The 23,045-nt window shown below is 68.2% G+C and carries 19 protein-coding genes and 1 pseudogene; 16 read left to right on the top strand and 4 right to left on the bottom strand.

Annotated features, from left to right (window positions below; genetic code table 11):
* The first annotated feature begins 38 nt into the window (after positions 1 to 38).
* Positions 39 to 1,292, top strand: a complete 1,254-nt coding sequence (locus MLE64_RS12885) for an L-serine ammonia-lyase, iron-sulfur-dependent, subunit alpha (RefSeq protein ID WP_243318204.1) — start codon at positions 39 to 41, stop codon at positions 1,290 to 1,292.
* A gap of 14 nt (positions 1,293 to 1,306) precedes the next feature.
* Here the strand turns inward: MLE64_RS12885 and MLE64_RS12880 are convergent, their stop codons facing one another.
* The 3 genes from MLE64_RS12880 to MLE64_RS12870 are packed head-to-tail and all read right to left on the bottom strand — an operon-like array spanning position 1,307 to position 4,016.
* Positions 1,307 to 2,014: a hypothetical protein gene (locus MLE64_RS12880; protein ID WP_243318202.1), complete on the bottom strand. Its 708-nt coding sequence runs from the start codon at positions 2,012 to 2,014 to the stop codon at positions 1,307 to 1,309.
* Entirely contained in the window at positions 2,011 to 2,673 is a 663-nt protein-coding gene (locus MLE64_RS12875) for a hypothetical protein (RefSeq protein WP_243318201.1), read from the bottom strand. The genes MLE64_RS12880 and MLE64_RS12875 overlap by 4 nt, the downstream gene beginning before the upstream one ends.
* Positions 2,655 to 4,016, bottom strand: a complete 1,362-nt coding sequence (locus MLE64_RS12870) for an ABC transporter substrate-binding protein (RefSeq protein ID WP_243318199.1) — start codon at positions 4,014 to 4,016, stop codon at positions 2,655 to 2,657. The genes MLE64_RS12875 and MLE64_RS12870 overlap by 19 nt, the downstream gene beginning before the upstream one ends.
* Before the next feature lie 119 nt (positions 4,017 to 4,135).
* On the opposite strand from MLE64_RS12870, the gene MLE64_RS12865 reads away from it, so the two are divergent.
* From MLE64_RS12865 to MLE64_RS12855, 4 genes and pseudogenes are all read left to right on the top strand, one after another.
* On the top strand, positions 4,136 to 5,890 hold the full coding sequence (locus MLE64_RS12865) for an ABC transporter ATP-binding protein (RefSeq protein ID WP_243318197.1): 1,755 nt from the start codon (positions 4,136 to 4,138) through the stop codon (positions 5,888 to 5,890).
* Entirely contained in the window at positions 5,887 to 7,776 is a 1,890-nt protein-coding gene (locus MLE64_RS12860; RefSeq protein ID WP_243318194.1) for an FUSC family protein, read from the top strand. Before MLE64_RS12865 ends, MLE64_RS12860 begins: the two co-directional genes overlap by 4 nt.
* Before the next feature lie 45 nt (positions 7,777 to 7,821).
* A pseudogene (locus tag MLE64_RS16040) lies at positions 7,822 to 8,172 on the top strand (serine/threonine-protein kinase); the annotation flags it as partial.
* Positions 8,129 to 10,291 carry a serine/threonine-protein kinase gene (locus MLE64_RS12855; protein WP_243318192.1) on the top strand — a complete coding sequence of 721 codons (2,163 nt, stop codon included), beginning with the start codon at positions 8,129 to 8,131 and terminating at the stop codon, positions 10,289 to 10,291. The pseudogene MLE64_RS16040 and the gene MLE64_RS12855, both read left to right, overlap by 44 nt.
* 10 nt (positions 10,292 to 10,301) lie before the next feature.
* Here MLE64_RS12855 and MLE64_RS12850 read toward each other — a convergent pair whose 3' ends face one another.
* Positions 10,302 to 11,933 (bottom strand): GspE/PulE family protein, encoded by a 1,632-nt coding sequence (locus tag MLE64_RS12850; protein ID WP_243294232.1) that lies wholly within the window; start codon positions 11,931 to 11,933, stop codon positions 10,302 to 10,304.
* A gap of 101 nt (positions 11,934 to 12,034) precedes the next feature.
* Between MLE64_RS12850 and MLE64_RS12845 the strand changes: the two genes are divergently transcribed.
* From MLE64_RS12845 to MLE64_RS12795, 11 genes are read left to right on the top strand one after another with little or no spacing between them, the layout of a single operon-like run.
* Complete coding sequence (locus MLE64_RS12845) at positions 12,035 to 12,421, top strand: NADH-quinone oxidoreductase subunit A (protein ID WP_476729709.1); 387 nt, start codon at positions 12,035 to 12,037, stop codon at positions 12,419 to 12,421.
* Positions 12,412 to 12,921 (top strand): NADH-quinone oxidoreductase subunit B, encoded by a 510-nt coding sequence (locus MLE64_RS12840; RefSeq protein ID WP_275975692.1) that lies wholly within the window; start codon positions 12,412 to 12,414, stop codon positions 12,919 to 12,921. Before MLE64_RS12845 ends, MLE64_RS12840 begins: the two co-directional genes overlap by 10 nt.
* Positions 12,921 to 13,799, top strand: coding sequence for an NADH-quinone oxidoreductase subunit C (locus MLE64_RS12835; RefSeq protein WP_243318190.1), 879 nt, complete (start codon positions 12,921 to 12,923; stop codon positions 13,797 to 13,799). Before MLE64_RS12840 ends, MLE64_RS12835 begins: the two co-directional genes overlap by 1 nt.
* Before the next feature lie 9 nt (positions 13,800 to 13,808).
* Positions 13,809 to 14,909, top strand: a complete 1,101-nt coding sequence (locus MLE64_RS12830) for an NADH-quinone oxidoreductase subunit D (protein WP_243286487.1) — start codon at positions 13,809 to 13,811, stop codon at positions 14,907 to 14,909.
* Between the two features lie 19 nt (positions 14,910 to 14,928).
* On the top strand, positions 14,929 to 16,095 hold the full coding sequence (locus MLE64_RS12825; RefSeq protein WP_243318188.1) for a complex I subunit 1/NuoH family protein: 1,167 nt from the start codon (positions 14,929 to 14,931) through the stop codon (positions 16,093 to 16,095).
* Between the two features lie 10 nt (positions 16,096 to 16,105).
* Positions 16,106 to 16,609, top strand: coding sequence for a NuoI/complex I 23 kDa subunit family protein (locus tag MLE64_RS12820; protein ID WP_243286485.1), 504 nt, complete (start codon positions 16,106 to 16,108; stop codon positions 16,607 to 16,609).
* 34 nt (positions 16,610 to 16,643) lie between these two features.
* Positions 16,644 to 17,195, top strand: coding sequence for an NADH-quinone oxidoreductase subunit J family protein (locus tag MLE64_RS12815; RefSeq protein WP_243318187.1), 552 nt, complete (start codon positions 16,644 to 16,646; stop codon positions 17,193 to 17,195).
* On the top strand, positions 17,195 to 17,497 hold the full coding sequence (nuoK, locus tag MLE64_RS12810) for an NADH-quinone oxidoreductase subunit NuoK (protein ID WP_243294227.1): 303 nt from the start codon (positions 17,195 to 17,197) through the stop codon (positions 17,495 to 17,497). Before MLE64_RS12815 ends, nuoK begins: the two co-directional genes overlap by 1 nt.
* Positions 17,494 to 19,857, top strand: a complete 2,364-nt coding sequence (nuoL, locus tag MLE64_RS12805; protein WP_243318184.1) for an NADH-quinone oxidoreductase subunit L — start codon at positions 17,494 to 17,496, stop codon at positions 19,855 to 19,857. The genes nuoK and nuoL overlap by 4 nt, the downstream gene beginning before the upstream one ends.
* 21 nt (positions 19,858 to 19,878) lie before the next feature.
* Positions 19,879 to 21,549, top strand: a complete 1,671-nt coding sequence (locus MLE64_RS12800; RefSeq protein WP_243318182.1) for a complex I subunit 4 family protein — start codon at positions 19,879 to 19,881, stop codon at positions 21,547 to 21,549.
* Positions 21,549 to 23,012 carry an NADH-quinone oxidoreductase subunit N gene (locus MLE64_RS12795; RefSeq protein WP_243318180.1) on the top strand — a complete coding sequence of 488 codons (1,464 nt, stop codon included), beginning with the start codon at positions 21,549 to 21,551 and terminating at the stop codon, positions 23,010 to 23,012. The genes MLE64_RS12800 and MLE64_RS12795 overlap by 1 nt, the downstream gene beginning before the upstream one ends.
* Positions 23,013 to 23,045 lie beyond the last annotated feature (33 nt).

Raw genomic sequence — 23,045 nt, 5'->3', positions numbered from 1 at the left:
GCGGTCTTGCGGCCAGAATGGGGGCCGCGAGGTTGTCCATGGATCTGACCGAGTACCTGTCCGCCGAATGGAAGCCGGCCCTGGGCTGCACGGAACCCGCGGCGGTGGCCTACGCCGCCTGCCTGGCGGCCCGCCAGGGGCGCGGCGAGCCGCGCATGGCCCGGCTGGTGCTCGATGTGCGCACCTACAAGAACTGCCACGCCGTGGGCATTCCCAACAGCGGTGGGCGCACCGGGGTGCTCTGGGCGCTTGCCCTGGGGGCCGTGCTTCCGGACCCCGCGCCGGCGCTGCAAATTTTTGAGACCGTCACACCCGAAGCGCTCGAGCAGGCCGGACGGCTGCTGGACCGCGGCGCCCTCCACGTGGAGGTGGATGCCTCCCGGCCCGACCTCTACATCGACTGCACCGTGGCCTGCGAAGGGGGCGTGGGCCGAGCGGTACTGGAGCAGGAGCACACCCGCCTCGCGCGGCTGGAAACGGATGGCGTGGCGGCGCCCCTGGCCGCGGCCCAGGCGGGCTCGGACGCGGGGGACCGCGTCCGCGAGCAGGTCGGCGGCATGTCTCTGGTGGAGCTGGTGTCCCTCGCCGGAACGATCACCGAGGTGGACCGGGCGCGCCTGCGGGAGGGCCTGGCGCTGAACCTGGCCATGGCCGAACATAGCGTCGGGCACCTGCCGGCGGGCTTCGTGCCCGGGCCGGAGGGCGAGCCCTGGCTCCGCATCCCGCGGCTGGTGAGCTCCGGCGTGCTGGGGCGCATGTCCGGCGAGCCGCTCACGGTCATGTCCCTGGCGGGGTCCGGCAACAAGGGCATCACCGTGTCCGTGGCGCTGGGGCTGTGGGCCCGGCGCAAAAATTACGAGGAGGCCCGCATCGAGGAAGCCCTGGCCCTGGCCTGTCTGCTGACCACGGCCACCACGCATCGCCTGGGCACGCTCTCCGCGGTGTGCGGGGCCTCCAACGCGGCCGGCATCGGCATCGCCGTGGGCCTGGTGCACCTGGGCGGCGGCGGGATTCCGCAGATGGAGCTGGCCATCCACAACATGGTGGGCAACCTGGCGGGGCTCATCTGCGACGGGGCCAAGATCGGCTGCGCCATGAAGGCCATGACGGGCGTGGAGGCGGCGTTCCGTTCGGCGGAGCTGGCCCTGGCGGGCTTCGGCATTCCCGGGACGGATGGCATCGTGGGCGCCACCGGCGAGGCCTCCCTGGCCCACCTGGGCCGCCTCGCCCAGCAGGGCATGGCCTGCGCCGACGGCGAGATCCTGGACATCATGCAGGCCAAGCTGGACTGAGAAGGGAGACAGCCTCAGAGGCTCGTCCGCCTGGGCACGGACGCCCAGGCCAGGCCCAGCACCAGAGCCAGCGCGGCCCATCCGAGGGGAGTGGGATCCGTGGCGAGGCGGGGGAGCTGTTCCAGCAGCAGGCGCCCCAGGCTGTCGTGGTCGGGACCGGGACCCAGGCCGAGGGTGGACAGGGTGGCCTCGCCCCACAGGGCCCCGAGCCAGGCGCTGGGGAACAGGCCCGCAGCCTGATCCAGGGCCCAGGGGGACCAGCGGCGGAAGGTGGAGGCCGGTGTGGCGCCCAGGGTCCGCTCCGCCGCCCAGGCCGGCGATTGCCGGAAGGCGTCGAGCTTGATGCGCAGGGGAGGCTCCAGGTGGGGGGCCAGCAGCAGGCCCAGCAGCAGGAAGAGGGTCGCGACGCCGAGGCCTCCGACGGCCGCGGCCAGGGGGAGCAGGAAGAGCACCGGCGGCAGGCTGCGCAGGGCGGACAGGGCGCCGGACCAGCGTCGGCCGTGCCAGGCGAGCAGCAGCGCGGTCCCCAGCCCCAGCAGGGCGCAGGCGCTGGCGAATCCCACGCTGCGGGAACCCGCCAGCAGCAGGCGCAGCAGGGCATCCCGCCCCAGGTCGTCCAGCCCCAGCGGATGGCCGGGCGAGGCGGGGAGACCCCCGTGGAACGGGTCGAGGGGCAGGTCCGGCAGGGCCAATGCCAGAAGGAAGGCGAGGTGCCATTTCACGGCGCGGCCTCCGGATCCATCCGCCTGGACAGCAGCCAGAGCAGGGCCAGCGCCACCACCCAGGCGGAAAGTCCGGCGCGATCCCGCCCGGCCACGCGGTCCATCCAATCCATGCCGAAGCCCGGCACGCCCAGCATCCGTTCCAGGACCAGCGAGGCCGTGAGCCAGATGGGCAGCCGAGCGGCGATCCAGCGGCCCGTGAGGCGCGCGAGGGCCAGCCTCCGCGCCCGGAGCGTCACCGCCCAGCCCCAGGCGGCGGGGAAGGGCACCTCGCCGGGAAGCGCGGTCGCCAGCCACCGGACCTCGCCGGGGAGGGCGGCCAGGAGGAAGGCCGCGAGCCAGCCTCCCTGGCCCGGCGGGCCCCAGGCCGCGGGCCAGAGGGCGAGCAAGGTGCCGGCCCAGAGCAGGTCGGGCGGGGCTTCCAGCAGGGCCAGGGAGTTCCGGGCCGCCAGGGTGGGCCCGCCGAGCCAGGCCAGCAGCGGCGCCGCGATGGCCAGGGCGCCCAGGGCGAGGGCCGCCGGAAGCAGGGCGTGGACCGGGAAGGGCGGGGGCGGAGCCGGTCGCCAGAGGGCGCCGGGCAGGCTCCAGGCCAGGGCCAGGGCGAGGCCCCAGACGGCCACGCCCTGCAGGCTAGCTCGCCTCACCGGTTCCAGCGCCAACCCGCGGCCCCCGGCGTGGCCAGGTACAGGCCCAGGGGGCTGGGCGTCACAGAGAGGCGCTTGTCCACCCAGACCACGCTCTGGAAGTCGAGGATGGGCAGCGCTGCCGGATGCTTGGCCCAGACGCCCTGGAGCTCGCGCCAGCCTAGGTCGCCCGCCTGCCGGAGCCCGGCGGCCAGCGAGGCCACCTGGGGGTCGGACCAGCCGGTGACGTTCATGGGGCCCTTGGGTTCGAGGTATTCCAGGACGGCCCACGGATGCGGCTCGAAGACCACCACGGAACAGGCCAGCTCGAACTCGCCCTTGCGGAGCCGGTCCACCAGGATGGCCTGCTCCAGGGGCATCAGCTGGAGGTCGAAGCCGTCCTTCCGGGCCCGGTCCCGCAGCGCCAGCAGCAGGTTCTCGGTGGACGCCTCGCCTGCGGCATAGAGCAGCTTCAGCCGGCCCGGGGGCTTGGGCGGATCGGCCGGACTGTCGATGGCCTGGGGGTCGAAGCCCAGGCTCTCGGGCCACAGGCCGCGGCTGGGCCGGGCGTTCTGCCCCAGCAGGCCGGGTGGGAAGGCGTCGTGGCGCCAGCGCTCCAGGAGCTGCAGGGGCCCCGTGCCGGCATGGCTCCAGACCACCAGCTGGGCGTTCATGGGCTGGACCACCACGCGATGGGAGGTGGGCGGCGGCAGGGGCCGGGGTGGCGGGGCGCCGATGGTGAGCCAGCCTTTCTGGAGGGCCTGGAGCACCGCGGTCGGGTCGGGCAGCAGGCGGAACCGGATACCGTCGATGCGCGGCTTCAGGAAGTGCTCCCGGCGGTAGAAGGTCCAGGCCGCGGGATCCTTCTGGAAGCGGAAGGGCCCGGAGCCGCGCTCGGGATGGTCCTTCTGGGCCACGGGCACCCGGGCCAGCTCCAGCAGCAGGCGACCGGCGGGCTTGGGCGAGCGGATCCAGACCCGGCCGTCCTGCTGTCCAGTCACCGCGCCGTCGAGAATCGCCCGCTTGGTGGCGCTGGCGGAAGGGTCGCGGCGGATCTCGGAAAAGGTCCAGAGCACGTCCTCCGGCGTCACCAGGCTGCCGTCGGTGAATCGCGCGTCGTCTCGCAGGGTGAAGGTGATGAGCCCATCCCTCTGGATCTTCCAGGAGGCGGCCAGCCTGGGTACGACCTGTCCCTCGGACCCGAGGCCCACGAGCGCGTCGCCGGCCAGGGACTGGAGGATCCACTGTTCGTAGCTGTCGCCGCGGATGAAGTCCAGGGGCCCGGGATCCCGGGGCAGGGACTCCTCGACCATCTGGCCCCAGGCCGGAGCGAGGGCGGAGAGGAAGACCAAGGTCAGGGCGGCAAGGCGATTCCGCATGGCTGGGGGCTCGAGGAAGTTTCCTCCAGCATGCCCGGATGCCCGGGGCTTAGCCAGGGGACACCGCCAGGGGACTCCACCGGACGATGGCTGTTGCTACTCTGATTGGCGGAGGCCTCGTGGCGGATCTTTCGGAATCCAAGCTGTTCTGGTGGTGGCCGCTGATGGATCGCCACCGGCGAACCCTCTACTGGGGCCTGGCGGCCACGGTCTGGTGCAGCGTGGCCGCCTCCGTGGTGCCCTACTGGTCCGGCCGGGCGGTGCATGCCCTGGAGCGCCAGGACTGGCACGGCTCGCGGGTCTTCCTGGCGTGGATGCTGGCCTTCACGGCGGCGGCGGGGATCGGCCGCTACCTCATGCGCAACACGCTCATCGGCCTCAGCCGCGACGTGGAGCGGGAGCAGCGCGAATCCCTCTACACGTTCCTGCTGTCGCGCCCCTTCGCCTTCTACGAACGGCAGCGGGTGGGCGACCTCATGTCCCGGCTGGGCGACGACGTGGGCACGGTCCGCATGGCCACGGGGCCGGGTCTCATGAGCTTCCTCCAGGTGCTCTCGATCCTGCCGGTGACGCTGGGCCTGATGTTCAGCACGAGCTGGAAGCTCACCGTCGCGGTCATGCTGCCCTTCTCCTTCCTGGCCATGGGCTACTACGTCATCGGGAAGTGGAGCCATGTGGTGCAGCAGAAGCTGCAGCTGGCCTTCTCGGCCCTCACCACCCACAGCCACGAGACCATCAGCGGCGAGCGCGTGGTTCAGGCCTTCGGCCTGGAGCGGATCCGGGTGGCCCAGTTCAGCGAGCTCAGCCGCCGCCACGCCTCCCTCAGCATGAAACAGTCCGTGATCTTCAGCGCCTACGCGCCCCTGTCCGCCTTCATCAGCGGCGTGTCGGCCCTGGTGCTGGTGTCCTACGGCGGCAGCTTGGTGGTGCGGGGCGTCCTCAATCTGGGCGACCTCACCGCCTTCACGGGTTTCCTGGTGGCCCTGGCCTGGCCCATGATGAGCCTGGGCTGGTCGGCGAACCTGTTCCAGCGGGCCAGGGCCGGGCAGGAGCGGCTGGACCAGCTGCTGCGCAGCCCGGAGACGTCCCTGCCGCCCGCCGAGGCCATCGCGCTGCCGGAGGTTCCCGCCGCGCTGGTCCTGGATGGCGCGAGCCACCGCTTCGAGACCGGCCGCGGCCTGGGCCCCCTGGACCTCACCCTGGCGCCGGGCGACAGCCTGGCCGTGGTGGGCGGCATCGGCTCGGGCAAGACCCTGCTGCTGCAGATGCTGGCGGGCCTGCGCGCTCCCCAGGCGGGGCACTTGCTGGTGGACGGGGCGCCCCTGTCGGATGCCACCCTACGCCGCCACTGGGCCGGCCTGGGCTGGGTGCCCCAGGAAGCCTTCCTCTTCTCGGACACCCTGCGCATGAACCTAGCCATGGGCCGCCCCGAGGCCACCGAGGAGGAGATCTGGGAGATCGCCCGCGTCGTGGCCATGGACGACCTGATCCACCGCCTGCCCCAGGGGCTGGACACGGTGGTGGGTGAGCGCGGCGTGGCCCTCAGCGGCGGCGAGCGCCAGCGGACGGCCCTGGCCCGCGCCCTCCTGCGCCGCCCCCGCCTGCTCCTCCTGGATGACGCCCTGTCGGCGGTGGACGCGGAGACCGAGAGCCGCATCCTCGAGAATCTGCGAGCCTTCCTCGGCAAATCCACGCTGGTGCTGGCCACGCACCGGGTGTTCGTGGCGGAGACCTGTACCCGGGTGCTGGTGCTGGAAGAGGGCCGGGCGGTCCAGCTGGACACGCCCGAGGCTCTGGCCACTCAGCCGGGCCTCTTCGCGCGCCTCAAGCGGCTGCAGAGCCTCGAACGGGAGCTGGTGAAGGGAGCGCTGTGAAGGCCTTCGCCATCGACCGCGCGGTGGTGTCGCGGGGGCTGGTGCTGGCCCTGTCCGCCTGGGTCGCCTTCACCATCGCCACGCTGGTGCATGTGCAGAACGCCTACTGGGCGGCCATGCCGGTGTGGGTGGTGGCCCAGGCCTCTCGCGGGGTGCTTCTGGAGCGGGCCCTGTTCCGCGTGGTGGGCACCCTGCTGGGGGCGGCCGTGGGCTTCGCGATCCTCCATGTGCCTGTCCACCCTTACGCCCAGTTCGCCCTGCTGGGCCTGTGGGTGGCCCTCAACGGGGGTCTAACCCACGTCCTGCGGGGCGTGCACGGCTACGGGGCGCTGCTGGCTGGGATCACCGCCGCCATCGTCGTCGTCCCTTCCGTGCTGGCGCCCGGAGCCTCCCTGGAGCTCGCCACCGCGAGGGTGGAGTGCACCCTCATCGGGGTGCTGGTGGCCACCGTCATCACGGGACTGGCGACCCCCAAGTCACCGGCCCAGGCCTTCTTCCTCCAGATCCGGCACCTGTCGGCGGACGCCTTGGCCTATGCCGCGGATGTGCTGCGCCACGGGGCCCCCGCCATGGGCGCCGAGAAGCGCCGCATCCTCGCGGAGATCAGCGAGGTGGAGGCCTCCGCCCGCCTGACCCTGGCGGGTTCCTTCGAAGGCTACCGGCGGCTGCATGACGTGGATTCTCTGGTGGTGGGCACGCTGGGCGTCATGAGCGCCGCGGTGGCGCTCCGGTCCCAGGACGCGGCGTCGGCCGGCCGGACGGAGGGGCTGGCCTCCAGGCTGACCTCCGTAGCGGAGCGCCTGCGCTCGACGTCGGATCTGCTGCCGGAGGAGACTTCTCCCATCGGTCCGGGGGCGGGAGGCGAGCGCCTCTCCAGCGCCCTGGCCCGCCTCCTCGAGGCCAATGCCGCGCTGGCCCGGCCCCTGGGGCCCTCCAGGGCGCTCCCCTTCCAGCGGGAACTGGCCGTCCTCGCGCCGCACCGGGAATGGCCCCAGGCCGGGCGCACGGCCCTGGCCTCCGGAGCCGCCGCCTTCCTGGCCGCGGCCCTGGCCCACGGGACCGCCTCGCCCCTGGTGGTCCAAGCCGCGATGGGCCTTTGCATCTTCCCCCTGGTGCTGGGATCCATGGCGCTGCCCCAGCGCATCGCGCCCAAGCTGCTGACCGGCGTGGTGGCCGGGGCCTTCGTGGCGGCGCTCTACCGCCTCCTGCTGCAGCCGATCTTCCCCTCGCCCCCGGCGCTGTGGTGGACCCTGGCGCCCTTCCTGCTGGTGGGCGGCTTCCTGCGGGCCCACCCCCGCACGGCCATCGCGGGCGTGGACTTCAACATGTGCTTCCTGCTGGCCAGCCAGGCCGGCGCCACGGCGGCCGTCAGCCCCCTGGCCATCGTCGGTGGCTCGGCCGCCCTGGCCACCGCGGCCTGCCTGGTGGCCGGCGCCTACATCCTGATGCCGCGCAGCTCCGTGAAACAGGCGGAGGAAGCCGTCAGTGTCATCCGCCGGGACCTGCTCCGGATGGTGGAGCCCGGCCCCGGAGACGCCATCGGCGACTGGCGGGCCCGCGGCGCGCGGCAGATCCTTCGGCTCTCGCTCCACCTGGGGCGGGCCAAGGACCTGGGGTGGCGCTGGCCCAAGGGGATGCTGGCGGTGCTGAGCCTGGGGCACGCCATCGAGGCCCTCCATGAGCTCCCGGAGACCGCGGACGGATCTACCAGGGCGGCGGCCTTCGGCGCCCTGCGGCGGCTGGTGGAGGATCCCGGTGGTACCGCTGGAGAGCTGCGGCGCCTGGCCGCCGTCACCCCGGACGTCCCCTTGCGTCAGGTGCTGACCGACCTGGCGGATGGCCTGGAGACCTCGGCGGAGCTGCTGACCTTCGGGCGCTCTGCCTAGCCGGAATTCTGCTAGTCTGCGGGCACCATCCCACGGTCGTGCTCCATGAGCCTCGCGCCTGGAACGAACCTCGGCCCCTACCGGATCCTCGCCCTCCTGGGGAAGGGCGGCATGGGGGAGGTTTACCGAGCGGAGGATCCCAAGCTCCGACGGGAAGTGGCCATCAAGGTGCTGCCTGGGGCCTTCGCGGAGGATCCGGAACGCCTGCGGCGCTTCGAGCGGGAGGCGCGGGCGGCGAGCGCCCTGAACCACCCGAATATCCTGACCATCTACGAACTGGGGCTCAGCGACGGAAGGCCGTACCTGGTAATGGAGCTTCTGGAAGGGCAGACTCTCCGAACCCTGATGGACCATGGGGCCCTTCCTGTGGAGCGGGTGGTGGATCTGGCCGAGCAGATTGCGGCAGGGCTTGCCGCGGCCCATGAACGGGGGATCGTCCACCGGGGACTTGAAGCCGGAGAACCTGTTCCTTACGCGGGACCGGGTGGTGAAGATCCTGGACTTCGGCTTGGCGAAGCAGGAGTCGCTGGGAAGGGCGGATTCGACCGAGGAGACCGCGGCGGGAGCGGTGCTGGGCACCACCTCGTACATGAGCCCCGAACAGGCCTGCGGCCGCCCGGTGGACTTCCGTACGGATCAATTCAGCCTTGGGGTGGTGCTGTACGAGATGTTGAGCGGGTGCCAGCCCTTCATCGGGCATTCGGCCGCTGAAACGCTCGTGGCGATCATGCGCGAGGATCCGGCTCCCCTGGTGCCGCCTTGTGCGCTGGCGGATGTGGTGGCGCGATGCCTGGAGAAAGTGCCGGAGAGGCGATATGGCTCGACGAAGGAACTGGCGCGACAGTTGGGTTCCCTGCACCGGCAGGCCGCTTCCGGCGGAGATCCACCCGCGAAGGGCTCTCCGCAGGGGCGGAGGCGCCGGGCCAAGCCGGCCCTGATTGGAGCCGCCCTGGCGGGGGCGGTCATGGCGCTGGGCTGGCCCGTCTGGAGGTTGAGATCCCAGAAGCCGCCCGGGAACCCGAACCTGGTAGTGTTGCCCGCCAAGGTGGTGGGGCCCGCCGAATCGGCCTTTCTGGCGGACGCCATTCCCGACACGCTCTCGACCCTGCTGGCAGGTGTGGAGGGGCTGGATACGAAAGTGCCTCCCACCAGCTACCAGGTGGAAAAGGTGCATGGGGACCTGGGGAAGATCGCGGAGGCCTACGGGGTGAAGAACCTGGTGGTGACCTCAGTGATCGCGCAGGGGGAGAGACTCACCCTGACGGCCCAGTTGGTGGAGTCGGCCACCTTGAAGGTCAAGTGGGCGGGTCGGTTCGAGGGGCCACGCGGGGCCTACCATCATCTTCTCGAACAGGCGGCGGACTCGCTCATCGGTTCCCTGAAATTGTCCAGTGCCCCTCAGGATCCTCGTCGGATTGGACGTGGCCCAGCGGAAGTGGAGGTGGCGCTCGGCCTCCGGGAGGGGGTGTTCTTCCAGCAGCGCTACGCGCGCAGCAAGGATCCGCGGGACTTCGACCTGGCACTCATGGCGTTCCAGCGCGTCCACGGGTTGGAACCCGCCAATGCGCGACTGGCCGCGGAGATCGCCGGGCTCTTCGACTCCCAGAACTTCGTCATGAGGGATGCGCGGGCCGCCGCGGAGGCGGAGCAGTGGGTAGCGCGGGCCTTGGCTCTGGATCCCCGCTGCGGCCGAGCCTGGGCCGTCCGGAGCCGGATCGAGGTCAACCGGCCCAAGGTCGATCCCGTGGCCGTGGCAGCATTCGCCATCAAGGCGACGCACTATGCGCCGGCCGAGGTCCGGGGCTTCATCACGCTGGGATCCGTGGCCCCCACGGCCGGATTCCAGCAGGCCGCCGGTCTGAGGAGCGTGGAGCTCGATCCCCTGAACCCGCTGGGGTACTCGTGGGCGGCCATGTGCCTGACGATGCGGGGGCGCACAGCTGAAGGGGTCGCGATGGCGGAGCGGGCCGCGCGGGTGGAGAGTCAGCCTGGGTTCCATACCTGGATCCTGTATTTCTCCCTGTTCCATGCCGGTCGCTATGACGAGGCCCGGAAGGCCTACACCGAGATCCAATGGGAGGCAGTCTCCCGGCTCATGCGGTTCCTGATGGACGGGGACCTGGAGAGCGGGAGGCGGCTGGCGCGGAAGGTCCACCAGAGCTGGCGCAGGGCGGACCTGGGCGCCATGGATTGGGTGAATCGCGCCGTGTTCTACGTTCCCCTCCTGGTCCGCCTGGACCTGCGGGATGAAGCCCTCTGGCTATTGGAGCAGTGCGCGAACTCGGGATTTCCACCCTTCCTGGACTGGCTGCTTGTGGATCCGGACGTGCAGAAGCTCCATGGCGACCCGCGATACGCCCGGGCCGTTTCGGCGGCCCTGGCGTACTCCACCACCTTCCTGGCGGAAGCCGAGGCGGCGAGGGCCCGGGGCGAATTCCCCAGGTCGCTCGAGTCGGCTCTGGCGGAACTCCGGGAGCTGGTGAAACGCACCAAGGCTCCGCCGAATGCGAACTGAGTGGAGGTGATCAGGCCCCGTCGCGGAAGGTCACCTTGTTGATCTCGGCGAAGGTGGTGATGCCCAGCCGCACCTTCTCGATGGCGCTCTCCCGGAGGAACTGCATGCCGCCCCGGCGGGCCGCAGCCTTCACTTCGCGGGTCGGCGCCCGCTGGATGAGCAGCTCGCGGATCTCGTCGTTGAGGCCCATGAACTCGATGATGGCCTGCCGGCCTCGGAAGCCCGTGCCGTGGCAGTCCACGCAGCCCACGCGGTCAAAGAGGGTGGCGCTGCGAAGCCAGGCCTCGTCCACGCCGTTCTCCTCCAGCTCCTGGGGGGCGGGAAGCGGGGCGGGGCGCTTGCACTTGGGGCAGAGCACGCGGATGAGGCGCTGGGCCAGGATGCAGTTCAGGGACGACACGAAGTTGTAGACCTCGACGCCCATGTGCTGGAAGCGGCCGATGACATCCAGCACGTTGTTGGCGTGGACGGTGGTGAAGACCAGGTGGCCCGTGAGGGCGGACTGGATGGCGATCTGGGCCGTCTCGGGGTCGCGGATCTCGCCCACGAGGATCTTGTCGGGGTCGTGGCGCAGGATGGAGCGCAGGCCCAGGGCGAAGGTGAGGCCCTTCTTCTCGTTCACGGGGATCTGGGTGACGCCCTCGAGCTGGTATTCGACGGGGTCCTCGATGGTGATGATCTTGTCCTCGGGGGCCTTGATCTCGCTGAGTACGGCGTAGAGGGTGGTGGTCTTGCCCGATCCCGTGGGGCCCGTCACCAGGAACATGCCGTAGGGCTCGCGGGAGAAGCGGCGCAGGCGCTTCAGTTCGTGCTCGGAAAAGCCCAGGATCTCGAGGCTGAGGGCCTGGAACTCCTCCGTGAGATTCTCCTTGTCGAGGATGCGGATGACCGCGTCCTCGCCGTGGATGGTGGGCATGATGCTCACGCGGAAGTCGATGGCCCGGCCGCGGACCTTGAGCTTGAAGCGGCCGTCCTGCGGCTTGCGCTTCTCGGCGATGTCCAGCTCGGACATGACCTTGATGCGGCTGATGATGGGCGAGGCGAAGCGCCGGTCAATGGGCTCGGCGGCCGGATACAGGCTGCCGTCGATGCGGTACTTGATCTGGAAGCCCGTGGCCGTGGTCTCGAGGTGGATGTCGGAGGCCCGGCGCTGGAGGGCGTTGAAGACGGTGGTGTCGACGAGGCGGACGATGGGGGCCTCATCCTTGTCGGTCAGGCGCTCGAGGTCGAGCACCTCCTCGTCCAGGTCCTCCTCGTGGAGCACCTGGATCTTGAGGGCTTCGCCGGCCTCGTCCATGACCTTCTGGCCGCTCTCGGATTTCTTCAGCACTTCCTGGATCTGCGCCAGGGGCGCGCCGGCGAAGCGCAGGGGGCGCTTGAGCTGCTGGCGCAGGAGGTCCTGGGTGGGAATGTCCAGGGGGTCGGCCATGGCTAGCCACAGCACGCCCTCCCGCTCCTGCACCGGCACGAAGTGGTGCTTGAGCATCAGATCGAGCGGGATGGCCTGGAACAGGGCGAACTCCACCAGCTCCCGGGTCAGGTCCAGGGTGGGGTACAGCTCCCGGGCCGGTCGGAAGCCAGTCAGGCCAGGATCGCCGGTCTCGACACTATCCGCGGGCTCCGGGGGATTGGGAAAAGTCATGGAATCATCCTACTGGAAGGCGTGCCCGCCCGGATGCGCGGAATCGGACCTGGATCACAAAGGACGCCCCGGTTGGCTTCGATCGTTGACCTGCGCCGTACCTGCGCCGCACAATGACTGGTCCTGGAGGCTCCATGCGTGGGTACGCGTCCATCCTGCTGCTGATCCTGGTAGCAGTGGCCCTGCCGATCATCATCCTGAATCTGTCACGGCTCTTGCGCCCGAGTTGGCCAAGTGCCGCGAAGTATTCCACTTATGAATGCGGCATCGTCACCACCAGCGGGGCGCGGGAGAAGTTCTCGGTCCGCTACTACTTGGTGGCGGTGATGTTCCTGGTGTTCGACGTGGAAACCGTCTTTCTGATGCCGTGGGCCATTCAGATGAAGGAACTGGCCGTCTTCGGCTTCATCGAGCTGGGCCTGTTCCTGTTCCTGCTGCTGTTCGGCTACGGCTACATCTGGTCCAAGGGAGCCCTGACATGGGAATGAACCAACCCACCGCCCTTGAGCACATCCTGATCACCACCAAGGTGGAGAAGGTCATGAACTGGTCCCGCGCCACCAGCGTGTGGCCGGTGACCTTCGGCCTGGCCTGCTGCGCCATCGAGATGATGGCCGCGGGCGCCAGCCGCTTCGACTTCGACCGCTTCGGCGCCGGGATCTTCCGCGCCAGCCCGCGCCAGGCCGACCTGATGATCATCGCGGGCACGGTGACCTACAAGATGGCGCCGGTCATCAAGACCCTCTACGACCAGATGCCTGAGCCGAAGTGGGTGATGGCCATGGGCTCCTGCGCCACCGCCGGCGGCCCCTTCGACTCGTACCACACGATCCAGGGCGTGGACAAGGTCATCCCGGTGGACGTCTACATCCCGGGCTGTCCGCCCCGTCCCGAGGCGTTCATCTACGGGTTCCTGAAGCTGCAGGACAAGATCATGACCAGCAGCCTGGCCGACCGGTACAAGGACATCTTCGAGGAGGTCGGCTGATGTCGGAACCGAACGTCCCCCAGACTCCGGAAGCCGCGGAGGTGCCCGCGGGCCCCTACGTGTACGACTACAAGGCGGCGCCGTACCGCCAGATCACCATGCCGAAGACGGTGCCCCTGCCGAGCTACCACGCCTACGTGGCCGAGCAGAAGGCGGCCGCCGAAGCGGATGAGGCCAAGTGGCAGAAGACCCTGGCCGACTACGAGACCGCCAAGGCCAAGGCCGAGGCCGAGGGGAAGGATGCCCCCAAGCCGCCGGTCCGGCCCGTCCCCCGCAAGGACGACAACGACATGAAGCCCCCGGTTCCGCAGGAGGCGACGGATGCCGATCTCCTGAAGCTGAAGGAGCTCCTGGGCGACAAGGTAGAGGAGATCTTCGAGCAGGCCGGCGAGCTGGTCTGCCAGGTGAAGAAGGAAGCCATCCACGAGGCGCTGGCGTTCTGCCGCGACGAGGCGGCCCTGAAGTACGAGATGCTCGCCGACCAGTCCGCCACCCACTATCCGGCAGCCAAGGACTACGCCTGCAGCGTGGTCTACCACCTGACGAGCATCAGCCGCCGCAAGCGGCTCCGGCTCCGCATCCTCGTGCCCGAGGGCTTCGCGCCGGAGAGCGCCTGCTCGCTCTACCCCAGCGCCAACTGGATGGAGCGGGAGATCTACGACATGCTCGGGATCCGCTTCCAGAACCATCCCGACATGACCCGCATCCTCTGCCCCGAGGACTGGGAAGGCTATCCGCTCCGGAAGGACTACCCGACCGTGGGCTGGGGCCAGCGCGACATCGCCTTCCGCGAGGACCGCGGCGGAATGCTCGAGCGCATCGCCCTCCAGAAGGCCGGCCAGCTGGGCATCAACCTGAAGCAACCCAAGGCGGACTAGGAGCGGACGGTGTTCAAGAACGAGGAAATGGAAATCAACCTGGGCCCGCAGCACCCGTCCACGCATGGTGTGCTCCGGGTGAAGCTCCGGTTGGATGGCGAGACCGTCACCCACTGCCGGCCGATGATCGGGTACCTGCACCGCGGCGTGGAGAAGATCTGCGAGAACCAGTCCTTCTTCCAGGGCCAGGTCTGGACGGATCGCATGGACTACTGCTCCGCCGTGGCCAACAACCTGGGGTGGGCGGAAGCCAATGAGAAGCTGCTCGGCATCACCGTGCCGCGCCGCGCCCAGTACATCCGCACCCTGCTGAACGAGTTCAACCGCATCGCCTCGCACCTGATCTGGCTGGGCACCCACGCCATGGACATCGGCGCCTTGACGGTGTTCCTCTACGCCTTCCGCGAGCGCGAAGACGTCCTCGACATCAACGAGGCCTTCTGCGGCTCCCGCCTGACCACCACGGCCTTCCGCATCGGCGGCCTGCGCGAGGACCTGCCTCCCGGCTTCGAGAAGATGGTGCGGAAGTTCCTGGCGAAGTTCTCAGACTGCCTCGAGGAGTACGAGGCCCTGCTCACCGAGAACCGCATCTGGAAGAAGCGCACCATCGGCGTGGCCCGCCTCAGCGCCGAGGACGCCATCGCCCTGGGCGTCACTGGCCCCATGCTGCGCGCGGCCGGCGTGGCCTACGACATCCGAAAGGCCTTCCCCTACGCGGCCTATGCCGAGATGGACTTCGAGATCCCCACCCGCACCGAGGCCGACACCTACGCCCGGTACCAGGTGCGCATGGCGGAGATGCGCCAGAGCGCCCGGATCATCCAGCAGTGCATGGACGGCATGCCGGAAGGCCCCGTCATGGCCAAGCTGCCCAAGATCCTGCGCTCCGAGGTCAACGAGGTCTACCACGCCACCGAGTCGCCGAAGGGCGAGATCGGGTACTACCTCGTGGGTGAGAAGGGTTCCCTGAACCCCTACCGCTTCCACGTGCGGGCTCCCGGGTTCATCAACCTCCAATCCCTGCCCAAGATGGCCGAGGGAGGACTGATCGCCGACGTTGTCGCGGCCATCGGATCCCTGGACATCGTGCTCGGCGAGATCGACCGCTAGCCGACGAGGATCCCAAGACATGCCGACCCCGACCCTCACCCAGTCCATCGTGATCACCTTCATCCAGTGCCTGATGGTGGTGATCTTCGTCTTCGTCGTCGTCCCCCTCACGGTGTTCGCCGAGCGCAAGGTGCTTGGCCACCTCCAGCAGCGCCTGGGCTCCACCCGCGTCGCCAGCGGCCATGTCGGCTTCAGTGGCTGGATGAACCGCAGAATGTGGAAGATGGGCAAGGTGCCCGTCGTTTCCTACTGGCGCGGCATCCCCGGCCTCGTGGGCGACGTCCTGAAGCTGATCCTCAAGGAAGACGTCATCCCGGCCAAGGCCGACAAGTTCGTCTTCTTCCTCGCGCCGTCCATCAGCATGGTGGCCGCGATCGTGGTGTTCGCCGCGATCTCCTTCGTGCCTGGCACCTTCTTCACGTTCCCCACCTGGTTCCCCTACCTGGGTGGCCTCCCGGTCTCCGGGGGCATCTCCGACATCAACGTGGGCCTGCTCTGGATCCTGGGCGTGGCAACGGTTGGGGTGTACGGCATCGTTCTGGCCGGCTGGTCCTCGAACTCCAAGTACCCCCTCCTGGGCGGCCTGCGCAGCGCGGCCCAGATGGTGAGCTATGAAGTCCCCCTGACCCTCAGCCTCCTCGCGCCGGTGGTCCTGTCCGCCAGCCTCAACTTCAGCGAGATGGCCACGCGCATGGCGGTCGGCATGCCGGTTTGGGCCCTGATCCCCCAGGTCATCGGCTTCCTGCTGTACCTCACCTGCGGCTTCGCGGAGACCAACCGCCTGCCCTTCGACATGCCCGAAGCCGAGAACGAGCTGGTGGCGGGCTTCCACACCGAGTACTCCGGCATGAAGTTCGGCCTCTTCTACCTGGCCGAATACATCAACATGACCGTCGTGTCGGCCCTGGCTTCCGCCTTCTTCCTGGGCGGTCCCTGGCTGCTGCCCTTCGGCTTGCAGGGCCTGCTGAACCCCTACCTGCCCGGATTCCTGTCCTGGTTCGCGGCGCCTCACGCCATCTTCTTCGTGGCCAAGATCGTCTTCCTGCTCTTCACCTACATCTGGGTGCGCGGCACCATCCCCCGCTACCGGTACGACCAGATCATGGCCGTGGGCTGGAAGTACCTGATCCCCCTGGCGCTGGTCAACCTCCTGCTGGCGGCCGCCATCCGCTGCTTCGTCGTCTAAGGGGCCGACCATGAACAAGTTCCTCAGGACCCTTCTCCCCGCCGACATCGCCAAGGGCCTGTCCGTCACCGGCAAGCACTTCCGCCAGGTCTTCTTCACGGCCAACCGGCGCAAGGTGCCGTTCCACATCGTCTCCGAGTACCCCGAGGTTCCCGCCAAGGTCCAGCCGCGCTTCCGCGGGCGCCTGACGATGCTGAAGGACGAGCAGGGCGTGATCAAGTGCGTCTGCTGCCTGGCCTGCGAAAAGATCTGCCCCACCCAGGTGATCACCATCGAGAAGGGCAAGCAGGAAGGGCGCAAGATGCCCTATCCCGTGCGGTACGACTTCGAGATGGAGCGCTGCATCTTCTGCGAATTCTGCGTGGAGAGCTGCGGGTTCGACGCCATCATCCTCAACCACCAGTTCGAGCTGGCCGCCTACAACCGCGAGGACTTCTCCCTCGGCACGGAGGGCCTAGGCCAGAACATGTTCGAGCCCTCGCACGTGGGCAAGTTCAGCGTGGCTGACGACTGACTCCATCCCTTCGCGCCTATCCAGAGGACGTCCCATGGAACATTTCATCGAAACGATCGGCCGGAACATGTTCGCCATTTTCGGCGTCCTGGCCCTTGTCGGCGCCCTGCTCATGATCGGCGCCAGGAGCGCGATCCACAGCGTGCTGGGCTTCCTCTTCGCGATGCTGAACATCGCCGGCTGCTTCCTCGCGCTGGAGGCCGAGTTCCTGGGCGTGGCCCAGATCCTGGTCTACGCGGGCGGCATCGTGGTGCTCTTCCTCTTCGTGGTCATGCTCGTGGAGATGAGCAAGAAGCACGAGGGCGAGGTCTTCCAGCTGCAGTCCCGCTACGCGGTGCTGGCCGTCGCGGGCGGCGTGGCGCTGTTCCTGGGGGTGTTCCGCAAGGCCATCTTCGGCGCTCCCTCGCCGGAGGCCCTAGTGCTCCGGCCTGAGCTGGCCAAGGGGCTCGACGTGGCCCACCAGAACGCCCAGGCGGTGAGCCGTGGCCTGTTCGCGGACTATCTCCTGCCCTTCGAGATCCTCAGCGTGATCCTGCTGGTGGCCCTGGTGGGCGCCGTGGTGCTGGCAAAGACGGAGCGGGTGTGATGGTCAGCCTGAACGCAGTCCTCGTCATCTCCTTCCTGCTGTTCTCCATCGGCATCGCGGGGGTGCTCATCCGCCGCAACGCCCTGATCATCCTCATGTGCGTGGAGCTCATGCTCAACGCCGCCAACCTGAACTTCATCGCCTTCGCCCGCCACAGTGGGTCCGCCTCCGGCCAGGCCTTCGCCCTGCTCGTGATGGGCTTCGCGGCCGCCGAGGTCGCCGTGGGCCTCGCGCTGGTGGTGGCCCTCTACCGGCGGCGCGACACCGTCCAGGTGGACGACATCAACCTGCTGAAGGGATGACGACGACCATGAGTGCCGAAATGACCCTGACGCACGCCGCCACAGCCGCCTCCCAGGCCGGCAGCTACCTCTGGCTGATCCCCTTCCTGCCCTTCTTCGGGTTCCTCATCAACGGCCTCAGCGGCCGCAAGCTGCGGAACACCGCCATCGTGGACACCCTCGCCCTCGGCAGCGTGGGCGTGGCCTTCCTGCTCACGATCTGGCATTTCGTCCAGCTGGCCGGCCTGCCGGCCGAGGGCCGCTCCATCCACCAGAGCCTCTGGACCTGGTTCGACATCGGCGGCGCCCATGTGCTGGGAGGGATGACCACCTACAAGATCGAGTGGGCCTACAAGTTCGATGTGCTCAGCGGCTGCATGGCCCTGCTGGTCTCGGGCGCCGGCTTCCTCATCCACCTCTTCAGCACCGGCTACATGGCCGAGGAGCGCAACGACGGGCGCTACTACCGCTTCATGGCCTACATGAACCTCTTCGTGTTCAGCATGCTGAACCTGGTGCTGGGCGCCAACATCCTGATGATGTTCCTGGGCTGGGAAGGGGTGGGCCTCTGCTCCTACCTGCTGATCGGCTTCTACTTCGACAAGGAGTTCGCCGCCGTCGCCGGGAAGAAGGCCTTCGTCACGAACCGCATCGGCGACTTCGGCTTCATGATCGGCTTCTTCCTGATCTTCCAGGTCTTCGGCACCCTCGACTACGACACGCTGATGGGCTCGGTCCGCGGCATCGCTAACATGCCGGCTATCACGCTCTACGGTCACACCGCGAGCCCCACCTGGTGGTTCAACCTCATCGGCTGCTGCCTCTTCGTGGGCGCCATGGGCAAGTCCGCGCAGATCCCCCTGTATGTGTGGCTGCCGGACGCCATGGCGGGCCCGACGCCCGTCAGCGCGCTGATCCACGCCGCCACCATGGTCACCAGCGGCCTCTACATGATCACCCGGCTGAACTTCATCTACGTGAACGCCCCGGTGGCGCTCGCCGTGGTGCTGGCCTTCGGCTCCCTGACGGCCTTCGTGGCCGCCACCATGGGCCTGGCCCAGTACGACATCAAGAAGGTGCTGGCCTACTCCACCGTGTCCCAGCTGGGCTTCATGTTCATGGGCATGGGTGCCGGGGCCTTCAGCGCCGGCATGTTCCACGTCTTCACCCACGCCTTCTTCAAGGCCAGCCTCTTCCTCGGATCAGGCGCCGTGATCGCGGCCTGCCACCACGAGCAGGACATGCGCAACATGGGCGGGCTCAAGAAGCTGATGCCCATCACGGCCATGAGCATGATCCTGGCGACCTTCGCCATCGCGGGCATCTTCCCCTTCTCGGGCTTCTTCTCCAAGGACGAGATCCTCTGGAAGGTGTTCGAGGGCTGGTACCAGCACGGCCACTACACGGGCCCCACGCTGAACCTGGTGGCCTGGATCCTGGGCATGCTCGGCGCCTTCTGCACCGCCTTCTACATGACGCGCCTCATCGCCATGACCTTCTACGGCAACTACCGCGGCGCGGGGGACGATCCCTGGGGCCTGTCGGTGCAGTCGGAGGCCCACCATGGCCACGATGACCACGGCCACGGCGATCACGGTCATGTGGCGCATGCTCCGGAGGTTCCCGGCCACCTCGAGAACCATGTCCATGAACTTGGCAAGGCGCACGACCATCACGTGGATGACCCAGAGGACCACGACTTCGTCCCCGGCCACCATCCCCACGAGGTCTCCTGGCGCATGTGGCTTCCGGTGGCCATGCTGGCGGGCCTGGCGGTGGTCGGCGGCTTCCTGAACTACCCCGAGAGCCTCCATCGCGTCCTGCCCATCGTGCCGGCCGAGCTGTTCAGCAAGTGGATCGAGCCGATCCTCTACCAGGCGGCGCCCGTCCACCATGGCGAGCACGTGCCGCCCGCCATCGAGTACGGCCTCATGGCCTGGGCCACCCTGCTGTGGGCGCCGGGGGCCATGCTCCTGGCCTGGTGGATCTACAAGGTGGATCCCAGCTGGGGCCGGGCCAAGGCCTTCGTGGCCCGCTTCCCGAACCTCTACCGCTGGGTGAACGCCAAGTACTACGTAGACGAGTTCTACGAGGCGGCCCTCATCGAGCCCATCAAGCGCTTCTCCGCCCAGCTCTGGAGCTTCGACACCTGGGTGGTGGACGGCATGGTGAACGGCGCGGCCCGCATCACGATCCTCTGGGCCGAGCTGTCGCACTGGATCGACGAGTACCTGGTGGACGGCACCGTCGACCTCGTCGAGTACATGGTGCAGGAGACCAGCCAGGTCTTCCGCAGCGTCCAGAGCGGCCGTGTGCAGCACTACGCCTTCGTGATGTTCCTCGGCTTCCTCGTCATCGCCTTCTGGAAATTCCTCGTCTAGTCCTCATTGGTCGGAGTCCCCATGTTCACCGCAAACACGACACTGATGCTGGTGGCGACCTTTCTGCCCCTTCTGGGGGCGCTGGTCCTGCTTCTCGTGCCCAAGGACCAGCGCCGGGTCTTCGAGATCGGCTCCCTGCTGGTGATGATCGTCAGCTTCCTGATGAGCGCCGTTTTCTGGTTCGGCTATGACCGGGCCAGCGACGCGGTCCAGTGGGCCCAGGCCTGGAATTGGATCCCCTCCATCGGGGTGAAGTTCAGTGTGGGCATGGACGGCATCAGCCTCCTGCTCTGGCTGCTGACCACCTTCATCGGCCCCATCGCCATCGCCTGCTCCTTCAGCGCCATCACGGAGCGCCACAAGGAGTACTACATCTGGATGCTGGTGCTCCAGACGGCCATGCTCGGCGTGTTCATCACCCAGGACATGTTCCTCTTCTACCTGTTCTGGGAAGTCATGCTGGTGCCGATGTACTTCCTCATCGCCATCTGGGGCGGCCCGCAGAAGCTCTACGCGGCCATCAAGCTCTTCCTCTACACCCTGGCCGGCGGCGTGCTGATGCTGGTGGCCATCCTGGCCATCTACTTCCTGCAGCACAAGACGACGGGCGTCTACGACTTCTCGCTGGCCAGCTTCCACGCCATGGCCCCCGTGATCGCCCAGCAGACCAAGACTTACCAGATCCTCCTGGCCCTGGCCTTCTTCATCGGCTTCGCCATCAAGGTCCCGATGTTCCCCTTCCACACCTGGCTGCCGGACGCCCACGTGCAGGCACCCACGGCCGGTTCGGTCATCCTCGCCGCCATCCTCCTGAAGATGGGCACCTACGGTTTCGTCCGGTTCCTGCTGCCCATCCTGCCCGATGCGACCAAGATGCTGCTGAAACCCTTCCTCATCCTGTCCCTCATCGGCATCATCTACGGCGCCCTGGTGGCCATGATCCAGAAGGACATGAAGAAGCTGGTGGCCTACTCCTCCGTGAGCCACCTCGGCATCTGCATGCTGGGCCTCTTCGCCCTGAACCCCTACGGCATCAAGGGCGGCATGTTCCAGATGATCAACCACGGCATCAGCACCAGCGGGCTCTTCCTCGCGGTGGGCATCGTCTACGAGCGCCGGCACACCCGCATGATCGCGGACTTCGGCGGCCTCTCGAAGAGCATGCCCGTCTACGCCACCATCTTCATGATCATGACCATGAGCAGCTTGGGGCTGCCCCTGCTGAACGGGTTCATCGGCGAGGGCGTGGTCCTCATGGGCGCCTTCCAGGCCTTCCCCTGGGCCGCTGTCGTCGCCACCCTGGGCATCATCCTCGGCGCCGCCTACCTGCTGTGGATGTACCAGCGTGTGATGTTCGGACCCATCACCGCCGTCAACGAGAAGATGGATGACCTCAACCTCCGCGAGGTGCTCTACTTCGCGCCCCTGGTGGTGACCGCCTTCTGGATCGGCATGTATCCCAAGCCCATCATGGATGTGATGGACGCGCCGGTGCGCAAGCTGGTGGAGCAGATCACCCCCGGCTACCACGCCGCCCAGTCCCTGGCCGCCCAGCAGGCCGTCGCCGCCAAGCTCGGCATGCAGGGGATGACCGCCCCGGCCCACCACGAGGAAGCGGCGCCTGCCGGCCATGAAGCTCCCGTCCACGAAGCTGCTGCCCCCGAAACCCATGGCCACGGCGGAGGCCACTGATGACCGGCTTCGCACAGGGGCTTCTGGACGCGCTCCTTCGGGACACGCACCTCATCACGCCCCAACTCTTCCTGATGGTCGTGGCCACGCTCATGCTGTGGCCCGGCGACCTCTTCTTCAACCGGAATGAGAAGCATCGGTGGGCCCCCATCACCCTGGTGGTCCTCGCCATCACGGCGGCCCTGATCGGCCGCACGCCGGACGGGGAAGGGTTCTCCCGCATGTTCCGCATGGACGGCCTCACCCGGGGCTTCGAGATGCTGTGCGTGCTGGGCGCCGCGGCCACCGTGGCCCTCAGCGTGAAGCTGCTCAACGGGCTCAAGCAGCAGACGGTCGAGTACTACGCCCTGATCCTGTTCTCCCTGGCGGGCATGCTCTTCCTCTGCGGCGCCTCGGACCTGATCTCCGTCTACTTCAGCCTCGAGCTGATGGCCATCTGCATCTACATCCTGGTGGCCTACCTCCGGGACCGCGCCACCAGCGTGGAAGCGGGCGTGAAGTACTTCCTGCTCGGCGCCTTCTCCAGCGGCATCCTCGTCTACGGCATCAGCCTGCTCTACGGCGCGGCCGGCGGAACCACCACGAACCTGGCGGACCTGAACCAGGCGCTGGCGCTGACACCCACCACCAGCAACCTCCTGGTGTTCTCGGGCGTGCTCATGGTGCTGATGGGCATGGCCTTCAAGGTGGCGGCGGTCCCCTTCCACATGTGGTCGCCGGACGCCTACGAGGGCGCCCCGACGCCCATCACCATGTTCATGGCCACCGCTCCGAAGGCCGCCGCCCTGGCCGCCTTCCTGCGGGTCTTCGGCGCCGGCCTCCACGGCGTGTCCAGCGACTGGGTCCTGCCCCTCTGCTACATCGCCGGGGCCAGCATGATCCTGGGCAATGTCACCGCCGTCCGGCAGGAGAGCATGAAGCGCCTGCTGGCCTACTCGAGCATCGCCCACGTGGGCTACATGCTTCTGGGCGTCCTCTCGGGCGATCCCAGGGCCGGGGCCCAGGCCGTGTGGCTCTACATGCTCATCTACATCGTGATGAACACCGGCGCCTTCGCCGTGGTGATCTACCTCCAGGGCAAGGGCGAAGGCGAGCGCATCGAGGACTTCAAGGGGCTGGGACGCAAGCATCCCGTGCTGGCCTTCGCCATGATGGTCTTCATGCTCAGCCTGGCCGGCATCCCGCCCCTGGCGGGCTTCTTCGGCAAGTTCTACCTCTTCAAGCTGGCCATCGAGCAGGGCTTCGTCACCCTCACCGTGATCGCGCTGCTCACCAGCGCCGTGGGCGCCTACTACTACCTGGGCGTGGTGAAGGAGATGTACTTCCGGGAGCCCGAGGGCGAGGCCGTTCCCATGGGCGCCACCTCGGTCTTCGTGGTGACCCTGGCCTGCGCTCTGGTCCTGGTGGCCACGGCGTTCGGGCCCTGGCTGGTGGACTGGGCCTCTAAGGTTACGTGGGTGTAGGCCTCGGCCGTACACTGGAAGGCGCGGGGTGAC

This window comes from Geothrix paludis, from assembly GCF_022808815.1.
In the GTDB taxonomy this organism is placed as follows: Bacteria; Acidobacteriota; Holophagae; order Holophagales; family Holophagaceae; genus Geothrix; species Geothrix paludis.
This window is presented reverse-complemented; position numbering and strand designations above follow the sequence as displayed.